Consider the following 24,937-nt stretch of genomic DNA (forward strand, 5'->3'; position numbering starts at 1 on the left):
GCAGAACAGAGTGAGCGGCCCGACCCCGTACAGGCCCCTGCTGAACCTGAGCCCGGCCGTGTGGAGAGCCGGCCCGGGGACAGCGCGCCCACGCGAGAGAGCGGCAGCCGAACCCTGGGGAGGGTCCCCTTGCTGGCCCGACTGGAGGCGAGGGACCGCAGGGAACTCCTGTCGTTGGGCTCGCAGGTGGAATACCGGCCACGCACGATCCTCATGCACCAGCAGGAGCCGACCACGCATGTGCTCTGCCTGGTAGGCGGGTGGACCAAAGTGACAGCCATCGCGCCCAATGGATATGAGGCACTGCTCGCTCTACGCGGACCGGGTGATGTCGTGGGAGAGGAGTCGGCGATTCTCGAACATCCCCAGGCGGCGACGGTGACCGCACTGGAGACGGTGAGTGCTGTGGTCGTCAGCGGCGAGCGTTTCCGGGGCTTCATGGCCGAACGCCCCGAAGTGGCCCGTGAAGTGCTGAAATTGGTCACGGAGCACATGCGTGCCGCCGACCGCCGCAGGCTGGAGTTGTCCTCGTTGCACGTGCGGGAGCGTTTCGCGGCGTTGCTCCTGGACCTGGCGAGAACCCACGGCCGACGAACCACCGAAGGCATCGAGTTGGCCATCCCCCTGTCCCAGCAGGAGTTGGCCGGCTCGGTGGGCGCCAGCCGGGAAATGGTCCAACGCCTCCTCCGGGAGCTGCGTGACCGCGGAGCCGTGGTGACGCGCCGACGAACCCTGGTGATCGAACGTCCCGACGTGCTGCGGAGGATCGCGGGCGACGCCCTTGACACTTGAGCGGACCATGATCAGCTGAGCACGTCCAGATCCTCCAGATTAAGTAGGTCGACAATGGTGGTTTCTCCGGACGGCAGATCCTCGGGCCGACTGGTTCAGGTGGAGGCACACGGCCTCGACGTGATCGGCGACGCCGAGCGCAAGGGCTCTCCGCGCACCCTCTTCTGGCCCTGGTTCGGGGCCAACGTCTCGATTCTGGGCCTCAGTTACGGGGCGTTCGCGCTCGGCTTCGGCATCTCGTTCCGGCAGGCGCTGCTCGCCGGTGTGATCGGCATCGTGTTCTCCTTCCTCCTGTGCGGCTTCGTCGCAGTCGCCGGCAAGCGGGGATCCGCGCCGACCATGGTGCTCAGCCGCGCCGCGTACGGAGTCCGCGGAAACCGGCTGCCGTCGGTGATCTCCTGGATGCTCACCGTCGGTTGGGAGACGGTGCTCACCGCGCTCGCAGCCATGGCCACAGCGACCGTCTTCGGGCGGCTCGGCTGGGGCGGCGGCACCGAGACGAAGGTGGTCGCACTGATCGTGGTCGGCGCGCTCACCGTGGCCGGCGGGGTGGCGGGCTTCGACCTGATCATGCAGATGCAGACGGTGATCACCGTGGTCACCGGGGTGCTCACGGTCGTCTACATCGCGCTCGTGGCCGACCACATCCACTGGCACACCGTCAACGCCGTACCGGCGGGCTCCACACAGGCGTTCATCGGAGCACTGGTGTTCATGATGACCGGCTTCGGTCTCGGCTGGGTCAACGCCGCCGCGGACTACTCCCGCTATCTGCCGCGCCGTTCCTCCGGCCGAGGGGTGATCGGCTGGACCACCTTCGGGGCCAGCCTCGCCCCGCTGCTCCTGCTGGTCTTCGGCCTGCTGCTCGCGGGTTCCTCCGGCGACCTCGACAAGGCGGTCGCCGCGGACCCGATCGGCGCGCTGACCACCATCCTGCCCACCTGGTTCCTCATCCCGTTCGCCGCCGCGGCCGTCCTTGGGCTGGTCGGCGGCGCCGTACTCGACATCTACTCCTCCGGTCTCGCGCTGCTCGCGGCCGGCCTGCGCGTACCGCGCCCGGTGGCCGCGCTCGTCGACGGCGCCCTGATGACCGCCGGCTCCATCTACATCGTCTTCTTCAGCGACAACTTCCTGGGCCAGTTCATCGGCTTCCTGACCACCCTGGGTGTCCCTGTCGCCGCCTGGTGCGGAGTGATGCTGGCCGACCTCGCGCTGCGTCGCCGCGACTACGACGAGGGTGACCTGTTCCGTCGCGAGGGTCGCTACGGCGACGTCGCGGTGGTACCGCTGCTGCTCACCCTCGCCGCCACCGTGCTGGGCTGGGGTCTGGTCACCAACGGCGCCGCCGGCTGGCTGGACTGGCAGGGCTACCTGCTCCAGCCGCTCGGCCTGGGCGGCAGGACGGGCGCCTGGGCGTACGCCAACCTCGGCGTACTGGCCGCGCTCGTGCTCGGCTTCCTCGGCACACTGGTCCTGAGCCGGGGACGCGTCCGCGCCCAGGAACAGCAGGACCCGAGCCCGGCGGTGAGCGAGGAGGTGCTCGGCGCATGACCGCCGGCACACATCCGTCCGACGGGCTGCTCGCCGTCATCGACATGCAGCGCGTGTTCGCCGAGCCGGACAGCCCCTGGGCGACCCCGCGCTTCGACGCCGCCGCCGCGGGCGTACGGCGTCTGCTGCCGGTCTTCGGGGAACGCGTCACCTTCACCCGGTTCGTCGCGCCCGACAAGCCCGCCGGGATCTGGCGCGCGTACTACGAGCAGTGGCCCTTCGCACTGCGCCCGCCGCACTCCCGCCTCTGGGAGCTGACCGACGAATTCGCCGCACGCGCCCCGCACGTCATGGACGCCACGACCTTCGGCAAATGGACCCCGGAGCTGGCCGAACGGGTCAGCGCCGGGGGCCGGTTGCTGCTGGCCGGCGTCAGCACGGACTGCTGCGTGCTCTCCACCGCCCTCGCCGCCGCGGACGCCGGGACCGAGGTGTGGGTGGTGGCCGACGCCTGCGCGGGCGTCGACGACGACACGCATGCGGCGGCCCTGAGGGTGATGGGCCTGTACGGGCCGCACATCCGCGTGGTCACCGTGGACGACGTCCTCACGGAAGCGGGAAGGACGGTGATCGCGTGACCGAGGTCCCGCTCAAGCGGAAACCGACCGCAGGTGGGCTCGGCAGGCGCTCTGTACCTGCTACTAGCCCGACGGTGACGTCAGCGGAACTCCCAGGGCCACCGGTGTGCCGAAGTTCGGCGTACCGTCGGCATTCCACGTGAACTTCTGCGCTCTGGTGCTGCGGTTCATGTCGCAGCCCCCGCTCGCGGAGCTGTTGGCGTGGTAGACCATCCAGTCCTCGGTCCCGTCGGGCGACTTGAAGAAGCCGTTGTGGCCGGGACCGTACACGCCGTTGGCGTTGGAGCGCTGGAACACCGGGTTCGGCGACTTGACCCAGGAAGAGGAGCTGAGCGGGTCGCCGCCGTTGTAGGTGAGCATCCCCAGCTTGTAGTCGGGCGTGGAACAGTGGCTGGCGGAGTAGACGATGAACGTCTTGCCGCCGCGCTGGAGGACCTCGGCGCCTTCATTGACCGCGCCGCCCACCGTCTCCCAGCTGTACGTCGGGCTGGACAGCACTCGGCGGCTGCCGCTCGCGGTCCACGGGTTCGACAGCGGCCGGATGAACATGGGCTGCGAGCCGTTGTAGAAGGTGCCCAGGAGATACAGGTTGCCGTTCAGTTGCAGGATGCTCGGGTCCAGCTCCCAGGTGTTGTCCTGGGTCGGGTCGAGCAGGTCGGCCTTGAAGCTGTAGGGCCCCATCGGGTCGAGGCCGGCGCTCTCCAGCACATGGATCCGCTGGGTGCCCAGGTCGTACGGTTCCTGCCCGGCTGTGTAGTAGAAGTACCAGCGCTTCCCGTTGGGGCCGTCGAGCAGGTGGAACTCCGGGGCCCACATCGTGCCCGCCCCACTGGGCCGGGTCAGGTTGAAGATCACCTGGTCGGTGGCCGTTGCGAGGCCGGCCAGCGTGGGGGCCTTGCGCATGGTGATCGTCGAGTTCCAGGTCGTGGTGGCGAGGTAGTAGTACCCGTTGTAGTAGGTCAGCCAGGGGTCTGGGCCGTGCTGGGAGAGCGGGTTGGTGAAGGTGTGCGTGCCCGTCCCGCCACCGCTGAAGCCCGCCAGCCGCCACACCCTGCCGTTGGCGGCGGAGCACGGCAACTGCACCAGGCCGGTGTCGGAGGCCGACGAACCGCCGCTCGGCGTCACGCACTTGCCGGAGCCCACGGAGACCAGGTTGAAGGTCTTGTCGGCGCCGGTCACCGACACCGGCACGAGCCGCCACTGCTGGTTCGTGCCTCCGTGGCAGGGCCACTGGATGATCGTGGCGTTGTCCGCGGTGGACGCGCCGTAGACGTCCACGCACTGGCCGGACTGGGTGCTGATCGTGTACGTGTCGGTCGTTCCCGTGATCTGTGTGAAGCCGAAGCTCTGGTTCGCCGCCCCGGCGCCGCAGGTGAAGGCGCGCAGTTGGGTCCCGTTGGTCGACGAACTGCCCGGCAGGTCCAGGCAGTTGCCGCCGTTCTGGTTCACCCCCGCCGAGGTGAACGCGACGGCGGCGGACGCGGGCGACGGCGCCACGAGGAAGGCGACCACCATGGTGAGTACGGCGATGAGCGCGGCGGAGCATCTGGAACGAGTCACTGCTGCACATCCCTTCAGGGTCCGTAGACCTTCGCTTCGAGGAGGCCGACGGAGCTGGTGCCGTTACCCGTGAGGGCCACCCGTAGTCGGGTGGTGTCGACGGCGTCGAAGGTGACGGTGTTGTACTGGTTCTTCGCCAGTGCGTAGGTGCTCGCACCGGGCACGTCGACGTAGGCGCTGCCGTTCCAGTACTGGAGCTTCCAGGAGGCGGGCATGTCGATGCCCTGGTCGTCGTCGAAGAAGTACACCTCGGCGTGGTTGAGGGTCTTCGCCGAGGGCCAGGTCAGCTCGGCCCACTGCTGTCCGGTCTCCGGCCAGGTGCCCCAGCGCGGGTTCACGGTGTCGTTGGAGGACGGCGGGTCGATGCCGTCGTTGACCGCGGTGACGCTCTCCCAGGGGGAGGTGTACGACGCGGACGCCGTCGCGGACGTCGCCAGGTTGGCCGGTGGCTGGACGCCACCCCGGTTGAAGACCTTGACCTCGGTGAGCCCCGTCTTGGCCCCGGAGGAGTTGGTGGCCAGGATCCGTACGCGCTGGGCGCTGATGGACGGGAACTGCACCAGGTTGTAGTTGGCCCGCGGCGCGGAAGGGGTCTTGGCTTGGCCGGGAACGGTCACCCAGGAACTGCCGTTGTAGTACTGGATGGTGTACGCCGACGGCGCCCGGTAGGTCGTACTGGCGGGGCGGCTGTCCTTGAAGTACACGCGCACCTCGTTGAACGTACGGGCGGTGTTGAGGTTCAGCTCGTACCAGTCCTGGCTGTTGGGGGAGCCGGCCGCGCCCCAGAACGGTTCGTTGGTGGGATAGCCGTCCACGGCGCCGGCGGTGTTGCTGCCGGACCCCGTGTAGGAGGCGGACACCGTGGCACCGGAGGCGAGGTTGCTCAGGTCGGCGGTCAGGTCGACCCCGGCCTTGGTGAGCATGTCGACCATCCTGGGGCTGTTCTGCACCACCTGGTTGGGGGCCTTCAGCCCTGTGACGGCCGTGTGGTGGGTGACCGTGCCGCTGGTGGTGACGTCGCCGGTGGCGGGGTCCCAGGTGAAGGGCACCAGCGAGCTGACGGTGGCGGCCCGGCTGCCGTTGACGTAGATCGAGTATCCCTCCGGGACGCCGGGGTAGCGCACCACCCCGTCGGCCGGGTCGTCCCAGACGATGGACAGGTCGGCACCCCGGTAGCGGAGGTTGTTCACGGTGAAGTGGTCCCAGCCGATGTCGATCGGCGAGAGCTCGACCTTGGCGTCGTTGCGCGGGCGCAGACCCGCGACGTCCTCGATCACCGTCCAGTTGCTGCTGCCCAGGATGTTGTGGTGGATCCAGGACCGGTAGTCGATCGAGCTGCCGTTCCAGTCGGCCCAGAACTCGTTGGCGTCGGGCCACTGGGTGTTGCCGCCGATGTACTGCGCCCAGGTGTTCCAGTAGAGCAGCTTCTTGTAGTCGGTCGCGGTCATCCAGGAGTTGGGGTAGTTGCGCAGCACCGAGGAGTAGAGCCGGAACTGGACGGTGGAGTTGATGGTGGAGAAGTTGTTGGAGCCCGGGTTGCCGGCATCGGCCGCCGCCTTCTTGTCGACCTGGTTGGCCGTGTAGAAGGGGAAGACGGGGTACTGCGCCGGGTCGTCGAACAGGCGCAGCGCCTGCTTGTACGTCGCGGTGTTGGGGACGGCTCCGACCGAGAACGGGTAGTAGTTGTTGATCTCCTTCCAGGGAACCCACTCGTTCGTCGACTTGAGGCGGTGCTCGAACAGCTGCCGGTTCGGGTTCCACAGCACGTTGACGATGGCGTCCTTGATCTGTGTCGCCAGGGTGCGCATCTCGGTGGCCTTGGCCGTGTTGCCGGTCGCCTCGTACGCCTGGGCGGCGGCCAGTGCGCCGCTGTACTGGTAGGCGGACTCGGCGCGGTCCATGTTGCCGGGCTTCCAGTGGAAGGAGACCGCGTCGGCGTCGTTGCCGGTCAGGGCGCCCCAGTCGTACTCGATGAGTTTGTTGTTGTCGTGGTCGTAGGTGGCGAGTTGACCCTTGACGTCGCCCTCGGCGTAGTGGGCCAGGCCGGCGGCGATCGCGGGCTGACCGCCATGGATCTGGTAGCTCTTCCAGGCCGCCTCGGCGATGTACTGGGTGTAGCTGTTGGACCAGTTCTCCGGGTCACCCGGGTTGTCGAGGAAGCGGCCGCCCTTGGAGATCTGCCCGACGCTCAGCCAGTCCCCGTACGCGTAGGCCGGGTTGCGTAGGTACTTCAGGTCGTCGATGTGCATGGGCTGGGTGAGCGCGATCGCGTTGTTGTAGCCGAGGACGCCCTCGGTCGAGGTCGGGAACTGGAAGGTCTGACCGGGGATGTCGGCGTCGAGGTTGTTGAAGCGCATCAGCCACCAGCGGTAGTAGATGCTCTTCTTGATCGCGGGCTCGGGCACGTCGATGTAGGGCACGTTCTGCGCCCACCACAGGTTGTAGGCCCTGACGTGGGTGGCGAACGCGGTCGCGTTGGAGTAGCCGGCGTAGGAGTTGTAATCGGTGAGCGACTCGGGGATCTCGTCGGTGACGAAGCCCATCACCAGCTTGGCGGTCACGGTGGCTCCGGCCGCGATCGTCACCGACCGGTTGAGGCCGCCGCTGGAGACGCTGAAGCCGTCGCCGGTCAGCCGCGGCTTGATGGTGGTGAGGTTGTTGTAGGCGTTCACCTGCCCGGTCAGCTCGCTGCCGGTGCCTGCGGTGGCGTACGGCGAAGTGGCCCGTAATTGCAGGGTGGTCGAGCTGCTGCCGTTGTTCTTGATCGACAGGTTGGTCACGGCGACGTTGTTGTCGGTGATGAACTTGGTCTGTTCGACGGTGACGGAGCCGCTGGTGTGCACGCTCTTCCAGTGGCTGGGCGTCTGCCTGCGCTGGGAGACCTGTTCGGTGAAGGTGCCCGGGGTGATCGCGACGGTGTAGGCGTTGTTGTCGCTGATGCTCTCCCAGTAGGCGACCTTGCCGGCGAAACCGAGCTTGGAGGGGTCGTGCTCCTTCATGAAGACCGCGCGGCCACGGCTCATCAGCCAGGGGCCGGCCGGGTCGTCGCCGGAGCGGGCCAGCAGACGGTCCATCCAGAAGTCGGTTCCCGAGCTCTCCGCGTCGTAGATGCTGCGCATCATGTCGCCCGGTGTGTAGGCGACGGGCGGTGCCGGGATCGCGGGTCCGCCGAAGGTGGGGAACCCGATGGTCTGCGCGGCGGCGGCCGGGGTCGCGGTCAGGCCGGAGCCGAGGACGAGCAGCAGCGCGATGAGGAGGCACTTCATCCGTCTGCGTCGTACCAGGAGGGTGTGCGGTTTGCTCATCGGATACTCCCTGTCCCGTTGACAACAAGCGTTGGCTCGCGATGGCACCGGTGTTCATGACCCGAGGAGTGCTGAAAAACGACCTAAAAGGTTTTCGCAACGTAGAAGCGAGCTGATGAAGTGTCAAGAGGGGTGGCTGAGGCCCGAGTTGGCCGACGCACGGTTTCAGGACAACGGTGCCGTGGATCCCCTGATCTCCAGACGGCACGGCAGGGTCTCGACCCCTGAGCGGTGCGCTCCCGAGATCGCGGTGAACAGGGCGTGCGCGGCCGCGCGGCCGACCTGTTCGAGGTTCATGTCGACGCTGGTCAGCGGCGGGCGGGAGCCGGAGGTCAGGACCTGCCAGTTGTCGAAGCCCATGACCGCCACGTCCTCGGGCACCCGGTGGCCGCGCTCGCGCAGCACCTCGATGACGCCACGGGCGATCTGATCGCTGCCGCACAGGACGGCGTCGACGTCGGCGTGCCGGTCGAGCAGGAGTGCGGTGGCCGCCCGCCCCCAGCCCTCCGACCAGGCTCCGAACCGTGGTTCGCCGACCAGGGTGAGACCGGCGTCGGCGAGCGCGTCCCGTACCCCCTCGGTCCGTTCGTGCGCCGCGAGGTAGCCGGGGTCGCCGGTGATGTGCGCGATCCGGGTACGGCCGCAGGCGAGCAGGTGATTCACCGCCATCCGGCCGGCGTCGACGTTGTCCGGGACGATGGACAGGTCCGCCGGATCGTCCGACGGCGCGTACGCGTAGACGACGGGCACGGGCAGCTCGCGGCCCAGGGACGGCCGGGGATCGGTCCGGCTGCCCACCACGATGAGACCGTCGACCCGGCGCCCGAGCAGCGCACGGACGTGGTGCTGCTCGCGGATCGCGTCGCCGCGGGCGTCGCACAGGAAGACCGCCACCTCGCCCGCGCCGAAGGCGTCCTCCGCGCCCATGAGGATCGGGATGCTGAACCGGCCCTCCAGGTCGCTGGTGAGCAGACCGACGGTGCCCGTCCGCCCGGCCAGCAGGCCGCGGGCCACCTGATTGGGCCGGAACGACAGCCGCTCGGCGGCCTCGACCACCCGCTGCCGGGTCTCGGCACGCACCTGGCTGCGTCCGTTGAGGGCCTTGGAGGCGGTCGCGATGGACACGCCTGCCAGCCGTGCGACGTCGCTGAGCGTGGTGGGTTGCGAACGAGAGGGGCCGGTGGCCTGTGCCATGGGTGTCTCCTGTGTCGCCGTCGCGTACGTAAACCGTACGCGAGTTGTTTCGGTCGAGGTGGGTCCACGGAGTTTCCGTGTCTTGCGCCTGTGCCTCTGCAGCTGGTCTCTGCAAGGGGATTGACGGGCAATCAGTCGGGTTCTAGCTTTCAGAAAGCCTTTTCGGTTCATTTCTGCACCAGAGCTCGTCGTGGACGTTCGTCGCAGAGGGGGAATCGCCATGGGGACCACAGCCGAACCACGTGGAACCGTACGCCGTTCGGTCGCCGGTGCGATCGCGTTGCTCGCCGCCGCGAGCCTGATCACGGCGTGCGGGTCGGGGGAGGGCGGCTCGGGCGGGAGCGGCGGCGGAAAGGCGGACGCCAAAGGCGTCGACGACGGCACCAAGTTGACGATGTGGACGCGTGCGGCGACCCGGCCGCAGAGCGAGGCGCTGGTCAAGGCGTACAACGCGAGCCACAAGAACCAGGTGAAGCTGACCGTCATCCCCACCGACGACTACCAGGCCAAGGTCGGCGCGGCCGCCGGATCCAAGGATCTTCCCGACCTCTTCGCCTCCGACGTCGTGTTCGTCCCCAACTACACCTCCAGCCACCTCTTCGCCGATCTCACCGCACGCATCGACGCCCTGCCCTTCGCCGACCACCTGGCCCAGTCGCACATCAAGGCCGGTACGTACGAGGGCAAGAAGTACGTCGTGCCGCACACCCTCGATCTCTCGGTGCTCTTCTACAACAAGGCGCTCTACCGGCGCGCGAAGCTCGACCCCGAGAAGCCGCCCACCACGCTGGCCGAGTGGGACCGGCAGGCGCGGGCCGTGGACGCGCTGGGCGGCGGCGTCGACGGCACGTTCTTCGGCGGCAACTGCGGTGGTTGCGGCGTCTTCACCTGGTGGCCGTCCATCTGGGCCGCGGGCGACGAGGTCCTGAACAAGGACGGAACCGAGGCGAAGCTCGACTCGGACACCGCGAAGAAGGTCTACGAGACCTACCGGGGGTGGGTCCGCGACGGCATCGTGGCCCCCGGCGCACGCGACGAGACCGGCACGACATGGACCGGCGTCTTCCCGAAGGGGAAGGTCGGCGTCATGCCCATGCCGTCGACCACCCTGGGTCTGATGCCCAAGGGCCTCGACCTCGGCGTCGCACCCATTCCCGGACCCGACGGCGGCAAGTCCACCTTCGTCGGCGGTGACGCCGTCGGTGTCTCCGCCACCAGCAGGTCACTCGACCAGGCCTGGAACTTCCTCGCCTGGTCGCTGGGCGACAAGGCACAGGTCGAGGTGGTCGCCGCGCACAAGGACGTGGTGGCACGCACCGACCTCGCGTCCAACAAGTACTCCAAGGCGGACCCCCGGCTGGTCACGATCAACCAACTCGTGGCGGACGGCCGCACGCCGTACGCGCTGAAGTTCGGCCAGACGTTCAACGACCCCAACGGGCCCTGGCTGACCATGATGCGCGACGCCGTCTTCGGCAACGGATCGTCCGTCGAGAAGGACAACAAGGCGGTCAGCGACTCGCTCGCCGACTGAAACGCACCGCATCGCGGCACGACCTGAAGGCACACACTCCCGCACGACCTGAAGGCACGCGCTCCCGCCCACCCCGCACTCCCGCACGCCCCCTCCCACGTCACCCGGCAGAGGAGAGCCATGCAGGTGAAGGCAGCCGACCCGGCGGCCTCCGCGACCCGGACCCGGCCGGAAGGCCGGGTCCGCCCACCCCGCACCACCGCGCCCAGGTGGCGATCCCGCAGGGTCCAGGGTCTCGGCTACGCGGCCCCCACCGTCGTGTTCGTCGCCGTATTCTTCCTGCTCCCGCTGCTGCTCGTCGGGCAGATGTCACTCAGCGACTGGCCGCTGCTCGTCGGGAACCAGGGCGGCAACACGCCCGAGAACTACACCGACGTCACCGACAACCCCCTGTTCTGGCCGGCCGTCCGCTTCACCCTCCTCTACACCGTGATCGTCACGGTGATCCTCCTCGGCCTCGCGCTCCTCCTCGCCCTGCTGGTGCAGGAGTCCCGCCCCGGCGCGGGCTTCTTCCGCACGGTCTACTTCCTGCCCGGCGCCCTGGGACTGGCCTCCGCCTCCCTGCTGTTCTGGGGCCTGTACAGCCCCAGCACCGGACCGCTCAGCCGCGTACTGGAGAAACTCGGCGTCACCGACGACCCGGTGTCATTCCTCGGCACACCGAACTCCGCCCTGCTGTCGACGGTGTTCCTCGTCGTCTGGAAGTTCGCCGGCTTCTACATGCTGATCCTGCTCGTGGGCCTTCAGCGCATCCCCCACGAGGTGTACGAGGCGGCGCGGATGGACGGCGCGAGCCGCGGCCAGATCTTCCGCTCCATCACGCTGCCGCTGCTGCGGCCCTCCCTCGCCCTGTCCCTGCTGCTGTGCGTGACCGGCTCGCTGCTCGCGTTCGACCAGTTCTTCGTGCTCACCAAGGGCGGACCGGACAACAGCACCGTCACCGTCGTGCAGTTGGTCTACCGCGAGGCGTTCCAACGGCTGAACCTCGGCACCGCGGCGGCCCTCTCGATCATCGTGCTGGCCGCGCTGCTCCTGCTCAACGTCCTCCAGTTCCGCGGCCTGCGCCGCGCCGACGAGTCATGACTCGTCCCACCCGGAGAAGGGAGAACCCGGTGCTCACCCGCGCCCTCGGCAGGACACCGCACTACGTCGTCGCCGGAGGTCTGGCCGTCATCTTCCTCTTCCCTCTGGTGTGGAACGCCTGGGCATCGGTCAGCGCACAGCCCGGCACCGCACAGGAGTCCGGCTACGGCTTCGGCAACTACCGGACGCTGCTCGACTACGACGCGGGTCTGTGGCGCTACCTCCTCAACAGCACCCTCGTCTCGGCACTCACCGTCGCCGTGACCCTCGCGGTGTCGCTGCTCGGCGGCTACGCCTTCGCCCGCTTCGACTTCCCGGGCAAGAACCTGCTGTTCCTGCTGACGCTGGCCATCCTGATGGTTCCGTACGCCACGCTGCTCATTCCGCTCTACGTGCTGCTCGGCAGGCTGCACCTGCAGAACTCGCTGGTCGGGCTGAGCCTCGTACTGGCCATGTTCCAACTGCCGTTCGCCACCTTCATGATGCGGATCTCCTTCGAGGCGGTGCCGCGTGAACTGGAGGAGTCGGCACTCGTCGACGGCTGCGGCACGGCGGGCGCGCTGCGCCGGATCCTCCTTCCGTCGGTGCGACCCGGCCTGATCACCGTGGGGCTCTTCGCCTTCCTCGCGGCCTGGAACGACTTCATCGCACCGCTGATCCTGATCTCCGACAGCGAGAAGGCGCCGCTGCCGCTGGCCGTCGCGAACCTGCGGCAGCAGAGCATGGGCGCCGTCGACTACGGGGCCACCGAGGCGGGCGTGGTGGTCCTCGCCGTGCCCTGTCTCCTCGTCTTCCTGCTGCTGCAACGGCACTACGTACGGGGGTTCATGTCGGGCGCGCTCAAGGGCTGAGCCGCCAGTGCCGGATGACCCAGACGGACAACCGGAAGGACGAACCGAAGGCATGAAGTGGTGAAGGAGAACAAGGAGAACGCGAAGGGGTCACCCGCCCTGCCGGTGGCGCCGGCCCGAGGTCGACTGCGGCCACTGGGCCTCGACGAGGTCAGGATCACCGGAGGCTTCTGGGCCCGGCGCCGGGAGACCAACACGACCGCGATACTCGGGCACTGCCGCGACTGGATGGAACGCGTCGGCTGGATCGGCAACTTCGGGGCCGCCGTCGAGGGGCGCATCGAACAGGACCGGCGCGGCCGGGAGTTCGCCGACTCCGACGTCTACAAGCTGCTCGAAGCCATGAGCTGGGCGGCCGGCGACAGTGCCGACCCCGCCCTCGACGCACAGATCGCCGCCATCACGGACACCATCGCCCCGGCCCAGGAGACGGACGGCTACCTCAACACCGCCTTCGGCAGGCCCGGCCAGCAGCCCCGTTACAGCGACCTCGAATGGGGTCACGAACTGTACTGCTACGGCCACTTGATCCAGGCGGGTGTGGCCCAGGCCAGGGCCCGGGGCGAGGGCGAGCTCACGAAAGTCGCCCGGCGGGCCGCCGACCACGTGTGCGCCACGTTCGGACCGGGCGGCATCGAGGGCGTCTGCGGACACCCGGAGATCGAGACGGCCCTGGTCGAACTGGCCAGGCTGACAGGCGAACAGCGCTATCTCGACCAGGCCGCCCTCTTCGTCGAGCGCCGCGGACACGGCACGCTCGCCGACATCGAGTTCGGCCGCGCCTACTACCAGGACGACGTACCCGTGCGGGACGCCACCGTCCTGCGCGGACACGCCGTCCGCGCCCTCTACCTCGCGGCGGGTGCCGTCGACGTGGCCGTGGAGACCGGGGACGACGCCCTCCTCGCCGCGGTCGTACGGCAGTGGGACGCCGCGGTCGCCCGGCGGACGTACCTGACCGGCGGCATGGGCTCGCACCACCGCGACGAGTCCTTCGGCGACGACTTCGTCCTGCCGCCCGACCGCGCCTACTCGGAGACGTGCGCCGGCGTCGCCTCCGTGATGCTCAGCTGGCGGCTGCTCCTGGCCACCGGCGAGCCGCGCTTCGCCGACCTCGCCGAGCGGACCCTGTTCAACGTCGTCGCGACCTCCCCGTCCGAGGACGGTCGAAGCTTCTTCTACGCCAACACCCTGCACCGCCGCCGTCGGGGCGCCGTCCCCCCGGCGGACAGTGACAGCCCGCGCGCCGAGTCGAGCCTGCGCGCACCCTGGTTCGCGGTGTCCTGCTGCCCGACCAACGTGGCGCGGACCCTGGCCCTGCTGCCCGCGTATCTGGCGACGGCGGACGACAACGGCGTCCAACTGCACCAGTACGCCGACGCGGAGATCTCCACCACCCTCGCGAACGGCGACGGCGTCGCCCTGCGCGTCCGCACCGACTACCCCTCCGGCGGGTCGGTGACCGTACGGATCGCCCGGTCCCCGGACCGCCCGTGGACCCTTTCGCTGCGCGTCCCCGCCTGGACGGACGGTGCCACCGCATGGCTGGTCGATGCGGACGGGGTACGCCGGGCCGTCGCGCCGGGCACGGCCGCGGTCACCCGGGTCTTCCGGCCCGGCGACGAGATCCGGCTCGAACTGCCCATGGCACCCCGCTGGATCGAGCCCGACCCCCGCATCGACTCCGTGCGCGGATCGGTGGCCGTCCAGCGCGGTCCGCTGGTGTACTGCGCCGAGTCCGTCGACCTGCCGGGCGGACACGAGGTCGACGCCGTACGGGTGGATCCGTCCACCGAACCGCAGGACGGACCGGACGACACAGTCGTGGCGCCCGGTGAGCTGACCGTCCCGCGCGACCCGGACGACGCGGCCTGGCCCTACCGGCCGCCCGGCCGAGCCGCCGCGCCCGCCACCGACCGGACGGGCATCGTCCTCGTTCCCTACCACTCCTGGGCCAATCGCGGACCCTCGACGATGCGCGTATGGCTGCCGACCACGTACACACCGTGACCGATGACTTTCGCCGCTCCCGACGGTCCTAGTGTTCAGAGACCGAAACGGAGGGACGAGAATGAGCAGGTTCGTCTTGATTCCCGGAGCCGGTGGCGCGGCCTGGTTCTGGCACCGTGTGGTGCCCGAGTTGCAGGTCAGGGGGCACGAGGGGGTCGCCGTCGAGCTGCCCGGCGCCGACGAGTCCGCGGGGCTGCCCGAGTACGCCGACGCGGTGGTCGCCGCGATCGGCGATCACGAGGACGTCGTGGTGGTGGCCCAGTCCATGGGTGGCTTCACCGCCCCGATGGCCTGCGCCCGCACGTCGGCCGGTCTGCTGGTGCTGGTCAACGCGATGGTCCCGCTGCCGGGCGAGACCCCCGGGGAGTGGTGGGTGAACACCGGGTCGGAGGCGGCGCGTCTCGCGGCGGCCGAAGCAGGGGGGTATCCGACGGAGTTCGACCTGGACACCTACTTCCTGCACGACGTGCCGGATGACGTCGCCGCCGCCGGCGCGGCGCACGAGGGGCCCGAGGCGGACGTCGCGTTCGGTCAGCCCTGTGCCGTAGAACGCTGGCCGGACGTCCCGACACGCGTGATCGCCGCCACCGGGGACCGGTTCTTCCCCGTGGAGTTCCAGCGCCGGGTCGCCCATGACCGCCTCGGCGTCGATGCCGACGAGGTCCCCGGCGGCCACCTGGCAGCGCTGTCGTACCCCGTCGAGCTCGTCGACCGGCTGCTCAAGTATCTGGACTGACAAGGGACTGCCGTCGGCCCTCACATCGGCCCTCACATCGGCCCTCACATCGGCCCTCACATCGGCCCTCACATCGGCCCTCACATCGGCCCTCACATCGGGCCTGCTTCGGGGCTGCCATCAGGACCGAAGAGCCGCATACCGGTGCGTCGGAAGGGGACGGTCCGCGATCCGTGCGAGACGCTGCCGTCGGAGCGGCGCGTGAACACCGCCGCCCGAGCCTCGGTACGCCGTCTCAGCAAGGGATTCCGACATGGCAGCCTCGCCCGTCCCGTCCGCCGACGCCACCTACCGCTTCGACGACCTGCGCGCCCTCTTCATCAACTGCACGCTCAAGCCGTCTCCGCAGCTCAGCCACACACAGGGGCTCCTCGACAAGAGCCGGGCCATCATGGACGGCCAAGGGGTCACGACGGACGTCGTACGCGCCGTGGACCACGACATCGCGCCGGGCGTCTACCCGGACATGACCGAGCACGGATTCGCCACCGACGCCTGGCCCGCACTGTACGAGCAGGTGATGGCGGCCGACATCCTGGTGCTCGCCGGGCCCATCTGGCTGGGCGACAACAGCTCGGTGACCAAGCTCGTCATCGAGCGGCTCTACGCCGGCTCGGGAACGCTCAACTCCGCGGGCCAGTACGCCTATTACGGACGAGTGGGCGGCTGTCTGATCACCGGCAACGAGGACGGCGTGAAGCACTGTGCCATGAACATCCTCTACAGCCTCCAGCACCTCGGCTACACGATCCCCCCGCAGGCCGACGCCGGCTGGATCGGCCCGGCGGGACCGGGACCGTCGTACCTCGACCCGGGATCGGGCGGCCCGGAGAACGACTTCACCAATCGCAACACCACGTTCATGACCTGGAACCTCATGCACCTGGCCGCCATGCTCAAGCACGCCAAGGGCATCCCGGCCCACGGCAACCAGCGCTCCGAGTGGGATGCCGGCTGCCGCTTCGACGCACCGAATCCCGACTACCGCTGAGCGGTCGGGCAGTCGGGCGGTCGGGCAGTCGGGCGGTCGGGCGGTCGGCAGTCGGGCAGTCCGTCGGGTGTTCGGTGGATCGGCGATCGCAACACATCGCATCGTAATTCTGCGATACTTCGATATGTTGTACTCGATCGCCGACACGAGGAGTGGTTCGATGGGCAGCATTGACGGTCTGGAACTCGGAACGTTCGGGGTCTACACCTTCGACTTCGAGGTCCAACCGGCGGCGCGGATACGCGAGTCGGCTCAGGAACTCGAGGAGCAGGGCTGGCGGGCCCTGTGGATTCCCGAGCTCCTCGGCCGCGAGGCGTTCACGCACGCCGGATACCTGCTGTCCTGTACCGATCGGATGCGGGTGATCAACGGCATCGCCCAGATCTGGTCACGCGGAGCCCAGTGGGCCTACGGCGCCGGCCTCCTGCTGGCCGACGCCTACCCCGACCGGCATGTGCTCGGTCTGGGATTCAGCGGCGGGCAGGGGCCGGGGATCAAGCCCCTGGCCGCCATGAGCGCCTATCTCGACGAGATGGACGCGCTCCGGACGCCCAACCCCCTGCCGAAGGCTCCGATGCGCCGCATCATGGCCGCGTACGGGCCCAAAATGCTTGAGCTGGCCGGCCGACGCACCGCCGGCGCGCAGACCTACCACGTCAACGTGGCACATACGGCGCAGGCGCGGGAGATCCTCGGGCCGGACGCGTTCCTCGGTGTCGAGCACGCGGTGCTGTTCGAGTCCGACCCCGGCAGGGCCCGGGCCATCGCGCGGGAACACCTGCACATCTACCTGAACTCCCCTTACAACATCGCGAAGTTCCGTCGCCTCGGCTACTCGGAGGAGGAGATCGCCGGGGCCGGCGACCGCATCGTCGACGACCTCGTGTTCTGGGGCGATCTGGACACCATCGTCGAGAAGCTCCGCGCCCACGTCGAGGCGGGGGCCGATCACGTCGCGGTGCAGGTGATCGGGATCGGGCCGGGCGAGTCCGCGATGCCGTACTGGCGCATGCTCGGTGAGGCGCTTCTGCCCGGAGCCGGCAGCGCCTGAGCTGCGGTGCTGTGGAGAGCCGGTGCGCGAAACCGCCCGTATCGAGATTTTCCGAATCATCGGTAGGTGGCTCTACCCTGGGCGCATGGCGGACACTGCGACCTCACCGGATCCTGAGCTGGTCGACGCGTTGCGCGCGTTGGCGAACCCCATGCGGTTGCAGATGCTGCTGTGGCTCCGCGAACCCGAACGCCACTTCCCGGCCGAGGAAGCGATCGCCGACCCGGTGGAGGTAGGGGTGTGCGTAAGCCATCTCCAGGCCAAGACGGGGCTCGCCCAGTCGACGGTGTCGGCGTACATGGCCGAGCTGCAGCGAGCAGGGCTGGTGCGGTCGACGCGCGTGGGCAAGTGGACGCACTACAAGCGTGACGAGCAGCGCATCGCCCAGTTGGTCGCCACGCTCGGGCGGACGCTGTAGAGCGGCCCGACTTTCCCTGTCCGGCATCCCCACGACCGAAACGTGCGTGAACGACATCTCCATGACCAGCAGCCCCATGACCGAAACCGATCCGCCGGCGCCGGACGAGATCCTCGCCGACATCCACCAGGGTGTCGGCAGGATCCTGCTCAACCGACCCAAGGCCCTCAACGCCCTGACCACGTCCATGGTCGCCGCCATCGACGACGTCCTGAGCGCCTGGGAACGTACGCCGCTCAAGGCCGTGGTGCTGGCCGCCACGAACCCGAAGGCGTTCTGCGCAGGTGGGGACATCCGCGCGATTCGGGAGAACAGCCTCGCGGGCGACGCCGAGGCCAGCGAGAGGTTCTTCGCCACCGAGTACCGGCTCAACGCCCGGATCGCCGAGTACCCGGTCCCGATCGTGTCCTTGATCGACGGTCTCTGCATGGGCGGTGGCCTCGGCCTGTCCGTGCACGGCGGCTTCCGCGTCGTCACCGAGAACGCGGTGCTGGCGATGCCCGAGACCGCCATCGGTTTCTTCCCTGACATCGGCGCGAGCTACTTCCTGCCGCGGCTTCCCGGCGCCATCGGCATGTACCTGGGGCTGACCGGGCACCGGCTCGACGCGGCCGACGCCCTGTACGCCGGGCTGGCCACCCACTTCATCCCCGCGGACCGGCTCGGCACGGTCATGGATGCCCTGGCCGACAGCCAAGGCGTCCCGATCGGCACCCTCCTCAGCGGTCTCAGCGGTCCGCCTCCGGTCGGGAGCGGCGGCCTGGCGAAGGTGCGCGGCGAGCTCGACCACGTCTTCGGCGCCGCCACCCTCACCGAGATCAGGGAACGCCTGCACTGTCTGGACAGCGCATGGGCGGCCGCGACGCGGGACGTCCTCGACGCCGTCTCCCCGCAGAGCCTGGAGATCACCCATGACCTGCTGACGGCGGGCAGGCGGCGCACACTGCGCCAGTGCCTCGACGCCGACCTCCGGCTCACTCGCACCACCATCCGCACGCCGGACTTCCTGGAGGGAGTCCGCGCGGCCCTGGTCGACAAGGACCGCACCCCGAAGTGGCAACGCGCACCCTGGGCCGAGGGAGCGAGCAGCTCTGCCGTGTGAACGGCGACTGCCATCCGGGACCCGCCTGCTATATTCAACAATGCGACTAGGTCATTAGTTGTGCATCAGCTTGTCGATCGGCCTATGGGCTGGTCGGACGTCGCGTAGGTGAGGACGAAAGGCGGTGGTCCCGATGTCCGTCGACGGGTACCTGCGGTACGTCGCCCTGGGCGACAGCCAGACGGAAGGGCTCGGGGACGGCGACGACGTCCGGGGCCTGCGCGGGTGGGCGGACCGGCTCGCCGAGCGGATCGCGACGGACAGCCCACGCGTCCGGTACGCCAATCTCGCCGTACGGGGACGCACGGCCGGGCAGGTGTACGCCGAACAGCTCGGCCCCGCCCTGGAGTTGCGGCCCGACCTTGTCACGGTCGTCGCCGGTGTCAACGACCTGCTGCGGCCGCGCTTCGACGCTGACGAGGTGGCCGGTCACCTGGAGGCGATGTTCGCCGCGCTCACCGCCGAGGGCACCCGCGTCGCCACGCTCACCTTCCCCGACGTCGCCCGGATCACCCCGCTGGCCAAGCCGATCAGTGCCCGCGTCCTGACGCTCAACGCCCGTATCCGGGAGGCGGGTCGGCGGCACGGCGTCGTGGTGGCCGAGACCTCCCACTACCCGGTCGTGACCGACCCCCGGCTGTGGAGCCCGGACCGGCTGCACGCGAGCCCACTGGGCCACGAGCGCATCGCGGCCGCTGTGGCCCACGCCCTCGAACTGCCCGGCAGCGACGACAGTTGGACAAAGCCCTTGCCCGCCGCCCTTGACACCCCTTCGCTCTGGCGGTCCACCCGAGCCGAACTGCGCTGGGCCGGCGCCTTCCTTGGCCCCTGGCTCGCTCGGCGGCTGCGCGGCCGGTCCTCCGGCGACGGCCGCCTGGCCAAGCGGCCCACTCTGCTTCCGGTGACCGAGCCGGCCGGGAAGTCCTCCTGAAGTTACGGCGTCTGACGTTCGCCCTTCGCCGTTCGCCGTTCGTCAGTCGTCGAGGAGCTGCCACGCGGTGAGGGCGAGCCTGGCGCGTAACAGACCTGTGGGGTCGGTGAGTTCGATGCCCAGGACCCTCGTGATCTGTTCGATTCGGCGGGCGACGCTGCTGTGGTGCAGGTGGAGCAGGTGGGCGGCCCGGCGCAGGGAGCCGGTGGCGCAGTGGGTGTCCAGCCTCTCCAGGTCTTCGGGGTTGCCGGCGATTCGGGCGATGGCGGCCACGTCGGCGTCCTACATCGCCACCGCGGAGTTCGACCCGAACCGTGACGAAGGCATCGACTACGCGCTGCGCCTCCTCCAGGCGGGCGTTTCGGTCGAACTGCACCAGTGGCCCGGCACCTTCCACGGATCGCTGGCGATCCAGTCCGCCGAAGTCTCGCAGCGCCAACTCGCCGAACTCGGCGCCGTCCTGCGCCGCGCTCTGGCCGAGTGAGCTCACCGCGGGCGGCCATATGGTCAGCCGCGGAGTCGACCGTCACCACGACGGGTGGTCGGAGCTAGGGGGTGTTTTGAAGGTCCCGCACAGCACCCACGGCGCCCGGCACGCACCCTCGCCGCACCGGCCGAAAGCCCCAAGTACGTCCAGTACGAGGGCCATCGTCCGGCACGCCGAGGGCACGCACCGAACACCGCGGGCACCGCACAGGACTTTCGACACACCCCCTAGCCGAGGTCCCGCTGCCGGGAGGTGGCCCAGATGTCGGAGTCCCAGTCCAGGAGTCGGATCAGCTCGTCCTCCCCGGGCCGGGGCGCGGGTGCTGCCTGGCCGGCGGAAGGGCGGGGTGGTGGGTTGCCGCCGCTGCGGGAGATCGTTCCACTGGCGGTGATGTTGTGCTCCACGCGCGGGCGGCGGAGGGTCTCGTAGAGCGACAGTGCGCTCTCCGTGTCGGGTGCGTCCCGCAGGCATTTCGCCAGTACGACGGCGTCCTCCAGTGCCATGGAGGCGCCCTGTCCGGTGGCGGGGGAGGCGGCGTGCGCCGCGTCGCCGATGAGCAGGGTCCGACCGGAGCGCCAGGGGGTGCCGAGCGGCATCTCGGTGGCGTTGGTGACCAGGATCCGGTCGTCCGTGGCGGCAACGATGTCCGCGGCGGGGGTGGCGTCCTTGCGCAGTAGCGGCAGGAGCAGATCCTGCCAGTGGGCGGGCGTGCCCTGCGCTGTCTCGTCGGCGGCCAGGGCCTTGCCGGAGATGCGCGCGAACCAGTACGTCTCGCCCTCGGGGGACACCGTGCAGCCGAAGGCGGCCCCGCTGCCCCGCACCATGGTGATGCACGCCGAATCGGTCCGCGCGGTCAGGGGAGCGCGGGTGGTGTAGCCGTAGAAGACGTACTGCCCCGCGTAGCCGGGCCGGGCGGTGGGGGCGATGCTCCGGCGGACGGTGGAGTTCAGTCCGTCGGCGCCGATGAGCAGGTCACCGGTCGCGCTGCTGCCGTCGGTGAAGTGCGCGGTGACGGTGTCCGGACCGTCCTCGACGGAGGCGAGCCGGGCGCCGTGCCGGATACGGATGCCGCGGCGCTCCGCCTCCCTCTGCAGCGCGGTGTTCAGCTCACCGCGGCGCAGGCACCGGTACTGGAGAAGAGGGTCGCCCGCCTCGCCGAGCGGCACCTGCGCCAACTCGGCGCCCGAGGCGTCGAGGACCCGCATCGCGGCGAGCGGAAAACCGGTCGCCGTGACAGCGGTGGAGGCGTCGATCTGCGCGAGAGCACGCATGCCGTTGCTCGCGAGCGTGAGGAACGCGCCGATGTCCTCGGCCGAGTCGGGATGCGCCTCGTACACGGCGACGTCGAACCCCGCCTTGTGCAGGGCCAGAGCCGCTGCGGTCCCGGCCGTCCCGCCGCCGACGATCACTGTGCGCCGTACGTCCACTCCGCCACTCCGCTCGTCCGCGCACGGCCCCCTCCGCCGCACCTGCACTTGATCGAACGCCTGCGAGGCGGCTGTGGTTCCGGTCGGACCCGGTCAGGACAGGCAGCCCACGTGGGCGAGGGCCTGCTTGAGGAGGACACCCTGGCCGCCCGGCATGTCGTTGAACACCAGCTCCGACGACGCCTCCTGGGGGGTGAACCAGACCAGGTCGAGGGCGTCCTGCCGGGGTCGGCAGTCGCCGGACACGGGGACGATGTAGGCGAGGGACACGGCGTGCTGGCGGGGGTCGTGGAACGGTGTGACGCCCTGTGTCGGGAAGTACTCGGCAACGGTGAAGGGCTGAAGGGCAGCCGGGACCCTGGGCAGCGCCACCGGGCCGAGGTCCTTCTCCAGGTTGCGCAGCAGGGCGTCCCGGACGCGCTCGTGGTGCAGGACCCGTCCGGAGACGAGCGCGCGGCTGACCGTTCCGTCCGGCCCGATACGCAGCAGCAGCCCGATGTGGGTGACTTCGCCGCTGTCGTCGACGCGCACCGGCACGGCCTCGACGTACAGGATCGGCATGCGCTCGCGCGCCAGTTCGAGTTCATCGGAACTCAGCCAGCCGGGCGTGGTTTCGGTCATGTCAGACATTGGTTGATCATACTTTCAACACCTCTTGGTGTGCGCGTATCTCTCCGGGGCATGTCGCCCGACGGAGTCCGGTCCACGGTCAGGCGGCGGGCTGCCAGCCCAGCGCCGGGCCGAGCTTCGTCGCGATGTCCGTGAGGATCTGGACGTAGTCCTCGTGGTCGAAGGTGAAGGGGAGCGCGAACGCGACCTCGTCGATCTCGCGGAACGCGGCGTGCGCGTACAACTGCTCGGCGATCTGCGCCGAGGTGCCGACCAGATCCGGCGCGAACATCATGCGCGCCGGACCCTGTGGAGCGGCCGTGCGCGTCATCCGCTGCGCCGCGTAGGCCTCGTACTTCGCGCGCTGCTCCGCCGAGGCGCTGTCGGTGGGGATGACGACGAGTCCCTGGGAGACGCGGGCACGGTCGCCGTCGGGGTGTACGGCGCGAAAGGCGCGGACGTGCGACAGCTGTATCTCGGCGAAGTCCTCCGACTCCTCCGCCTTCACGACGCTGCTGGTCAGCAGGTTCATCCCGTGCTCGCCGGCCCACCGGGCGGAGCGCAGGCTGCCGCCGCCGTACCACATACGGCGGCCCAGGCCGGGGGAGTGCGGCTGCACCCGGTCCGAGAACACCTCGAAGCCCTCGACGCCGCTGAAGTCACTGGCCGGCTTGCCGCGCACGAAGTCCAGCAGCCGCTGCACCCGCTCGTAGCCGAAGTCCTCGGCGTCGGCGGTGTCCGGGTAGATCGCGTGCTTGAGCTGCTCGTAGTGCATCGGCGGGCCGACGCTGATGCCGGGATTGAGACGGCCCCCGGACAGTACGTCGACCGTGGCCAGGTCCTCCGCCAGCCGGAGCGGGTTCTCCCAGCCCAGAGGGGTGACCGCGGTGCCGAGTTCGATGCGGCTGGTGCGCTGTGAGGCCGCGGCGAGGACGGCGACGGGGGAGGAGATGCCGTACTGCAGATGACGGTGGCGCAGCCAGGCGCTGTCGAAGCCCAACCGCTCGCCCAACTCGATGATTTCGAGGGTCGACTCGTGGCCGCGGCGCGGGTCGTCCCCGTCGAACAGCCCGATGGTCAGAAAGCCGAGTTTCCGCAGGGGTTGTGAGGTCGGCGGCACAGGGCTCCTCCATCGTTCGCGGCATGCTCTGCCGTACGCCAGCGCCGTGGTCTCGGAGCGCTGTCCTGTCTGGACCGTACACGTATCACCAGTTGGGCGAGCGTTGACATCGATCACGGCCGCTGACTTACTTACGCACCGAGAACGAGGCCCCAGGGGCCGGAACGGTGACGGTGGCGGTGATGTACGCAGCCTCGAGGACGGACGCAAGGCGCCCCCGCGGCTGCGATGTGCTGTGCGCCGACCGCTGCGTCGATCTGCTCCGCGTCAGCAGCGCCCTGTGTACCGGGTGTACCGCCGCGGGCCGTGCCCGTTGTCACGGCTGACCGCAACTGCCGCTCCTTGAAGGCCTTCTGACTCGCTGAAGTCACTGTGAAGGCCTTCTGACGGACGCCGCCCTCGCGCTGTCCTTCCTCTGACGAGGAGATACCCGACGCCGCGCCCCGGCCCCCGTCGGCGCAGCGCGTGCTGCCGCTGCGGCACCCGGGCCGCTGGATCCTCACGGCGGTCGTGCTGGTACCGGTCGCCCAGGTGGGCCACGGACTGGTGACCAACCCGTTCTGCCAGTGGGACCGGTTCTCGTACTGGTTCCTGCGCCCGACGATCCTCGACGGACGGCTCATCACCCTCGAAGTCGCCGCTTACAGCGCCGTGTTGGGGCTGGTCGGCGGAATCCTGATCGCGCCGGCCAGGCTCTCCGGGAGCCCGGTGCTTCGGTCGGCCGGCTGGGTCGCGACGCGCACCCTGCCGCCGACCCCGTTGCAGAAGGTGCGCGGCGCACTGCGCGACCTGCGTGCCCGCGTCCGCAAGGAGGCCGCCGTATGACCGCCGGGACGCCTGAAGCGGCCGTCGGCATGCGCCCCGCAGCCGGCGGCGGATTCCCTTGAGCTTGTGTAATATCCCAACCGGGTACTCAGTCATTACCTGGAGGGATGTCCGGATGTGGGAGATCGCGCGCTCGTGGGTCGACGGATGGGCCGTCTCCCGGCGGGCAGCGAAGCCGGTGGACGTGCCGTGGGGACTGAGAATCGAGGTCGGGATGCCGACTCGGACGGTCCGTCACGTCCTGCTCGACAGCGATGTCGAGACCGTCCGCAGGCTCGTCGGCGGGATCACCGAGCCGGGCACGTGCATCAAGGCCTTTCTGGAACCGGACATCATGGCGCCGTGGTTCTCGTCCGAGTGGGAGCCGACGGACCCCGGCTTTCTGATGGCCGTCGGCCTGCGTCCGTCCGTCGTGCGCGCGCCTGAGGGTTACACAGCCGCTGCCGAGACTGTCGACGATGTCACCTACGTACGCGTTCTGGCAGCCGACGGGGAGCTCGCCGCGCGCGGTCAGATCGGCCTGACAGGCGCCGCCTGCGTCTTCGACCAGATCATCACCGAAGAGGCTCACCAGCGCCTTGGTCTCGGGACGGTCGTGATGGGGACGCTCACCAACTCGGCCATCGAGAACGGTGTGGCCACCGGCATCCTGGGCGCGACCGTCCAAGGCCGGGCGCTCTACGAAACGCTCGACTGGAAGGTCCTCGCGCCGGTGACCGGCTTCATCCACAAGCCCGTCGCTCCCTGAGGCGGAACCCGGACTCGCGCGTTTTCCGCACGCC

General features: G+C 69.4%; 22 protein-coding genes and 1 pseudogene. 16 read left to right on the forward strand and 7 right to left on the reverse strand.

Annotation, left to right across the window (positions count from 1 at the left end; genetic code table 11):
* Nucleotides 1-114: 114 nt before the first annotated feature.
* Genes ABZS97_RS13165 through ABZS97_RS13175 form a run of 3 tightly spaced genes read left to right on the forward strand, consistent with a single transcriptional unit; the run spans nucleotide 115 to nucleotide 2,921 of the window.
* The gene (locus ABZS97_RS13165; protein ID WP_356136967.1) at nucleotides 115-792 is read left to right on the forward strand and encodes a Crp/Fnr family transcriptional regulator; all 678 of its coding nucleotides are present in this window, start codon (nucleotides 115-117) and stop codon (nucleotides 790-792) included.
* A 54-nt stretch (nucleotides 793-846) separates the two neighbouring features.
* Nucleotides 847-2,343, forward strand: coding sequence for a cytosine permease (locus ABZS97_RS13170; protein ID WP_356136911.1), 1,497 nt, complete (start codon nucleotides 847-849; stop codon nucleotides 2,341-2,343).
* On the forward strand, nucleotides 2,340-2,921 hold the full coding sequence (locus ABZS97_RS13175) for an isochorismatase family cysteine hydrolase (RefSeq protein WP_356136913.1): 582 nt from the start codon (nucleotides 2,340-2,342) through the stop codon (nucleotides 2,919-2,921). The genes ABZS97_RS13170 and ABZS97_RS13175 overlap by 4 nt, the downstream gene beginning before the upstream one ends.
* 63 nt (nucleotides 2,922-2,984) lie before the next feature.
* Here the strand turns inward: ABZS97_RS13175 and ABZS97_RS13180 are convergent, their stop codons facing one another.
* The 3 genes from ABZS97_RS13180 to ABZS97_RS13190 form a co-directional block, all read right to left on the reverse strand.
* On the reverse strand, nucleotides 2,985-4,481 hold the full coding sequence (locus ABZS97_RS13180; protein ID WP_356136915.1) for a family 43 glycosylhydrolase: 1,497 nt from the start codon (nucleotides 4,479-4,481) through the stop codon (nucleotides 2,985-2,987).
* A 14-nt stretch (nucleotides 4,482-4,495) separates the two neighbouring features.
* The gene (locus tag ABZS97_RS13185) at nucleotides 4,496-7,786 is read right to left on the reverse strand and encodes a hypothetical protein (protein WP_356136917.1); all 3,291 of its coding nucleotides are present in this window, start codon (nucleotides 7,784-7,786) and stop codon (nucleotides 4,496-4,498) included.
* 165 nt (nucleotides 7,787-7,951) lie between these two features.
* Nucleotides 7,952-8,980: a LacI family DNA-binding transcriptional regulator gene (locus ABZS97_RS13190; protein WP_356136919.1), complete on the reverse strand. Its 1,029-nt coding sequence runs from the start codon at nucleotides 8,978-8,980 to the stop codon at nucleotides 7,952-7,954.
* 220 nt (nucleotides 8,981-9,200) lie between these two features.
* Here ABZS97_RS13190 and ABZS97_RS13195 point away from each other — a divergent pair, with 220 nt between their 5' ends.
* The 10 genes from ABZS97_RS13195 (at nucleotide 9,201) to ABZS97_RS13240 (ending at nucleotide 19,687) form a co-directional block, all read left to right on the forward strand.
* Entirely contained in the window at nucleotides 9,201-10,514 is a 1,314-nt protein-coding gene (locus tag ABZS97_RS13195) for a sugar ABC transporter substrate-binding protein (protein WP_356136921.1), read from the forward strand.
* A gap of 120 nt (nucleotides 10,515-10,634) precedes the next feature.
* Nucleotides 10,635-11,597, forward strand: a complete 963-nt coding sequence (locus tag ABZS97_RS13200) for a sugar ABC transporter permease (RefSeq protein WP_356136923.1) — start codon at nucleotides 10,635-10,637, stop codon at nucleotides 11,595-11,597.
* Between the two features lie 29 nt (nucleotides 11,598-11,626).
* The gene (locus ABZS97_RS13205; protein ID WP_356136925.1) at nucleotides 11,627-12,448 is read left to right on the forward strand and encodes a carbohydrate ABC transporter permease; all 822 of its coding nucleotides are present in this window, start codon (nucleotides 11,627-11,629) and stop codon (nucleotides 12,446-12,448) included.
* A gap of 60 nt (nucleotides 12,449-12,508) precedes the next feature.
* The gene (locus ABZS97_RS13210) at nucleotides 12,509-14,458 is read left to right on the forward strand and encodes a beta-L-arabinofuranosidase domain-containing protein (RefSeq protein WP_356136927.1); all 1,950 of its coding nucleotides are present in this window, start codon (nucleotides 12,509-12,511) and stop codon (nucleotides 14,456-14,458) included.
* 61 nt (nucleotides 14,459-14,519) lie between these two features.
* On the forward strand, nucleotides 14,520-15,194 hold the full coding sequence (locus ABZS97_RS13215) for an alpha/beta hydrolase (protein WP_356136929.1): 675 nt from the start codon (nucleotides 14,520-14,522) through the stop codon (nucleotides 15,192-15,194).
* Nucleotides 15,195-15,447: 253 nt separating this feature from the next.
* Nucleotides 15,448-16,185, forward strand: coding sequence for a flavodoxin family protein (locus ABZS97_RS13220; RefSeq protein WP_356136931.1), 738 nt, complete (start codon nucleotides 15,448-15,450; stop codon nucleotides 16,183-16,185).
* Between the two features lie 160 nt (nucleotides 16,186-16,345).
* On the forward strand, nucleotides 16,346-17,236 hold the full coding sequence (locus tag ABZS97_RS13225; protein ID WP_356136933.1) for a TIGR03620 family F420-dependent LLM class oxidoreductase: 891 nt from the start codon (nucleotides 16,346-16,348) through the stop codon (nucleotides 17,234-17,236).
* Nucleotides 17,237-17,321: 85 nt separating this feature from the next.
* Complete coding sequence (locus tag ABZS97_RS13230) at nucleotides 17,322-17,654, forward strand: metalloregulator ArsR/SmtB family transcription factor (protein ID WP_356136935.1); 333 nt, start codon at nucleotides 17,322-17,324, stop codon at nucleotides 17,652-17,654.
* 46 nt (nucleotides 17,655-17,700) lie between these two features.
* Complete coding sequence (locus ABZS97_RS13235) at nucleotides 17,701-18,756, forward strand: enoyl-CoA hydratase/isomerase family protein (RefSeq protein ID WP_356136937.1); 1,056 nt, start codon at nucleotides 17,701-17,703, stop codon at nucleotides 18,754-18,756.
* Nucleotides 18,757-18,889: 133 nt separating this feature from the next.
* Complete coding sequence (locus ABZS97_RS13240) at nucleotides 18,890-19,687, forward strand: SGNH/GDSL hydrolase family protein (protein ID WP_356136939.1); 798 nt, start codon at nucleotides 18,890-18,892, stop codon at nucleotides 19,685-19,687.
* Between the two features lie 42 nt (nucleotides 19,688-19,729).
* On the opposite strand, the gene ABZS97_RS13245 is transcribed toward ABZS97_RS13240, so the two are convergent.
* Complete coding sequence (locus ABZS97_RS13245; RefSeq protein ID WP_356136941.1) at nucleotides 19,730-19,960, reverse strand: helix-turn-helix domain-containing protein; 231 nt, start codon at nucleotides 19,958-19,960, stop codon at nucleotides 19,730-19,732.
* Here ABZS97_RS13245 and ABZS97_RS13250 point away from each other — a divergent pair.
* Complete coding sequence (locus ABZS97_RS13250; RefSeq protein ID WP_356136943.1) at nucleotides 19,905-20,171, forward strand: alpha/beta hydrolase fold domain-containing protein; 267 nt, start codon at nucleotides 19,905-19,907, stop codon at nucleotides 20,169-20,171. The genes ABZS97_RS13245 and ABZS97_RS13250 overlap by 56 nt on opposite strands.
* 230 nt (nucleotides 20,172-20,401) lie before the next feature.
* Here the strand turns inward: ABZS97_RS13250 and ABZS97_RS13255 are convergent, their stop codons facing one another.
* From ABZS97_RS13255 to ABZS97_RS13265, 3 genes are all read right to left on the reverse strand, one after another.
* Nucleotides 20,402-21,601 (reverse strand): FAD-dependent monooxygenase, encoded by a 1,200-nt coding sequence (locus tag ABZS97_RS13255; protein WP_356136945.1) that lies wholly within the window; start codon nucleotides 21,599-21,601, stop codon nucleotides 20,402-20,404.
* A gap of 93 nt (nucleotides 21,602-21,694) precedes the next feature.
* The gene (locus tag ABZS97_RS13260; protein ID WP_356136969.1) at nucleotides 21,695-22,222 is read right to left on the reverse strand and encodes an NUDIX hydrolase family protein; all 528 of its coding nucleotides are present in this window, start codon (nucleotides 22,220-22,222) and stop codon (nucleotides 21,695-21,697) included.
* Nucleotides 22,223-22,310: 88 nt separating this feature from the next.
* The gene (locus tag ABZS97_RS13265; protein ID WP_356136947.1) at nucleotides 22,311-23,330 is read right to left on the reverse strand and encodes an LLM class flavin-dependent oxidoreductase; all 1,020 of its coding nucleotides are present in this window, start codon (nucleotides 23,328-23,330) and stop codon (nucleotides 22,311-22,313) included.
* Nucleotides 23,331-23,756: 426 nt separating this feature from the next.
* Here ABZS97_RS13265 and ABZS97_RS13270 point away from each other — a divergent pair.
* Nucleotides 23,757-24,050: pseudogene (locus ABZS97_RS13270) on the forward strand (amino acid ABC transporter permease); the annotation flags it as partial.
* 220 nt (nucleotides 24,051-24,270) lie between these two features.
* Complete coding sequence (locus ABZS97_RS13275) at nucleotides 24,271-24,903, forward strand: GNAT family N-acetyltransferase (RefSeq protein ID WP_356136949.1); 633 nt, start codon at nucleotides 24,271-24,273, stop codon at nucleotides 24,901-24,903.
* The last annotated feature ends 34 nt before the right edge of the window (nucleotides 24,904-24,937 follow it).

The organism is Streptomyces sp. NPDC005485 (assembly GCF_040606085.1).
In the GTDB taxonomy this organism is placed as follows: Bacteria; Actinomycetota; Actinomycetes; order Streptomycetales; family Streptomycetaceae; genus Streptomyces.

Excerpts from the sequence above, each read along its gene's own strand:
- ABZS97_RS13170 (WP_356136911.1), top strand. The coding sequence starts at position 847 with ATGGTGGTTTCTCCGGACGGCAGATCCTCGGGCCGACTGGTTCAGGTG.
- ABZS97_RS13175 (WP_356136913.1), top strand. The coding sequence starts at position 2,340 with ATGACCGCCGGCACACATCCGTCCGACGGGCTGCTCGCCGTCATCGAC.
- ABZS97_RS13185 (WP_356136917.1), bottom strand. The coding sequence starts at position 7,786 with ATGAGCAAACCGCACACCCTCCTGGTACGACGCAGACGGATGAAGTGC.
- ABZS97_RS13190 (WP_356136919.1), bottom strand. The coding sequence starts at position 8,980 with ATGGCACAGGCCACCGGCCCCTCTCGTTCGCAACCCACCACGCTCAGC.
- ABZS97_RS13195 (WP_356136921.1), top strand. The coding sequence starts at position 9,201 with ATGGGGACCACAGCCGAACCACGTGGAACCGTACGCCGTTCGGTCGCC.
- ABZS97_RS13200 (WP_356136923.1), top strand. The coding sequence starts at position 10,635 with ATGCAGGTGAAGGCAGCCGACCCGGCGGCCTCCGCGACCCGGACCCGG.
- ABZS97_RS13215 (WP_356136929.1), top strand. The coding sequence starts at position 14,520 with ATGAGCAGGTTCGTCTTGATTCCCGGAGCCGGTGGCGCGGCCTGGTTC.
- ABZS97_RS13220 (WP_356136931.1), top strand. The coding sequence starts at position 15,448 with ATGGCAGCCTCGCCCGTCCCGTCCGCCGACGCCACCTACCGCTTCGAC.
- ABZS97_RS13225 (WP_356136933.1), top strand. The coding sequence starts at position 16,346 with ATGGGCAGCATTGACGGTCTGGAACTCGGAACGTTCGGGGTCTACACC.
- ABZS97_RS13230 (WP_356136935.1), top strand. The coding sequence starts at position 17,322 with ATGGCGGACACTGCGACCTCACCGGATCCTGAGCTGGTCGACGCGTTG.
- ABZS97_RS13240 (WP_356136939.1), top strand. The coding sequence starts at position 18,890 with ATGTCCGTCGACGGGTACCTGCGGTACGTCGCCCTGGGCGACAGCCAG.
- ABZS97_RS13260 (WP_356136969.1), bottom strand. The coding sequence starts at position 22,222 with ATGACCGAAACCACGCCCGGCTGGCTGAGTTCCGATGAACTCGAACTG.
- ABZS97_RS13275 (WP_356136949.1), top strand. The coding sequence starts at position 24,271 with ATGTGGGAGATCGCGCGCTCGTGGGTCGACGGATGGGCCGTCTCCCGG.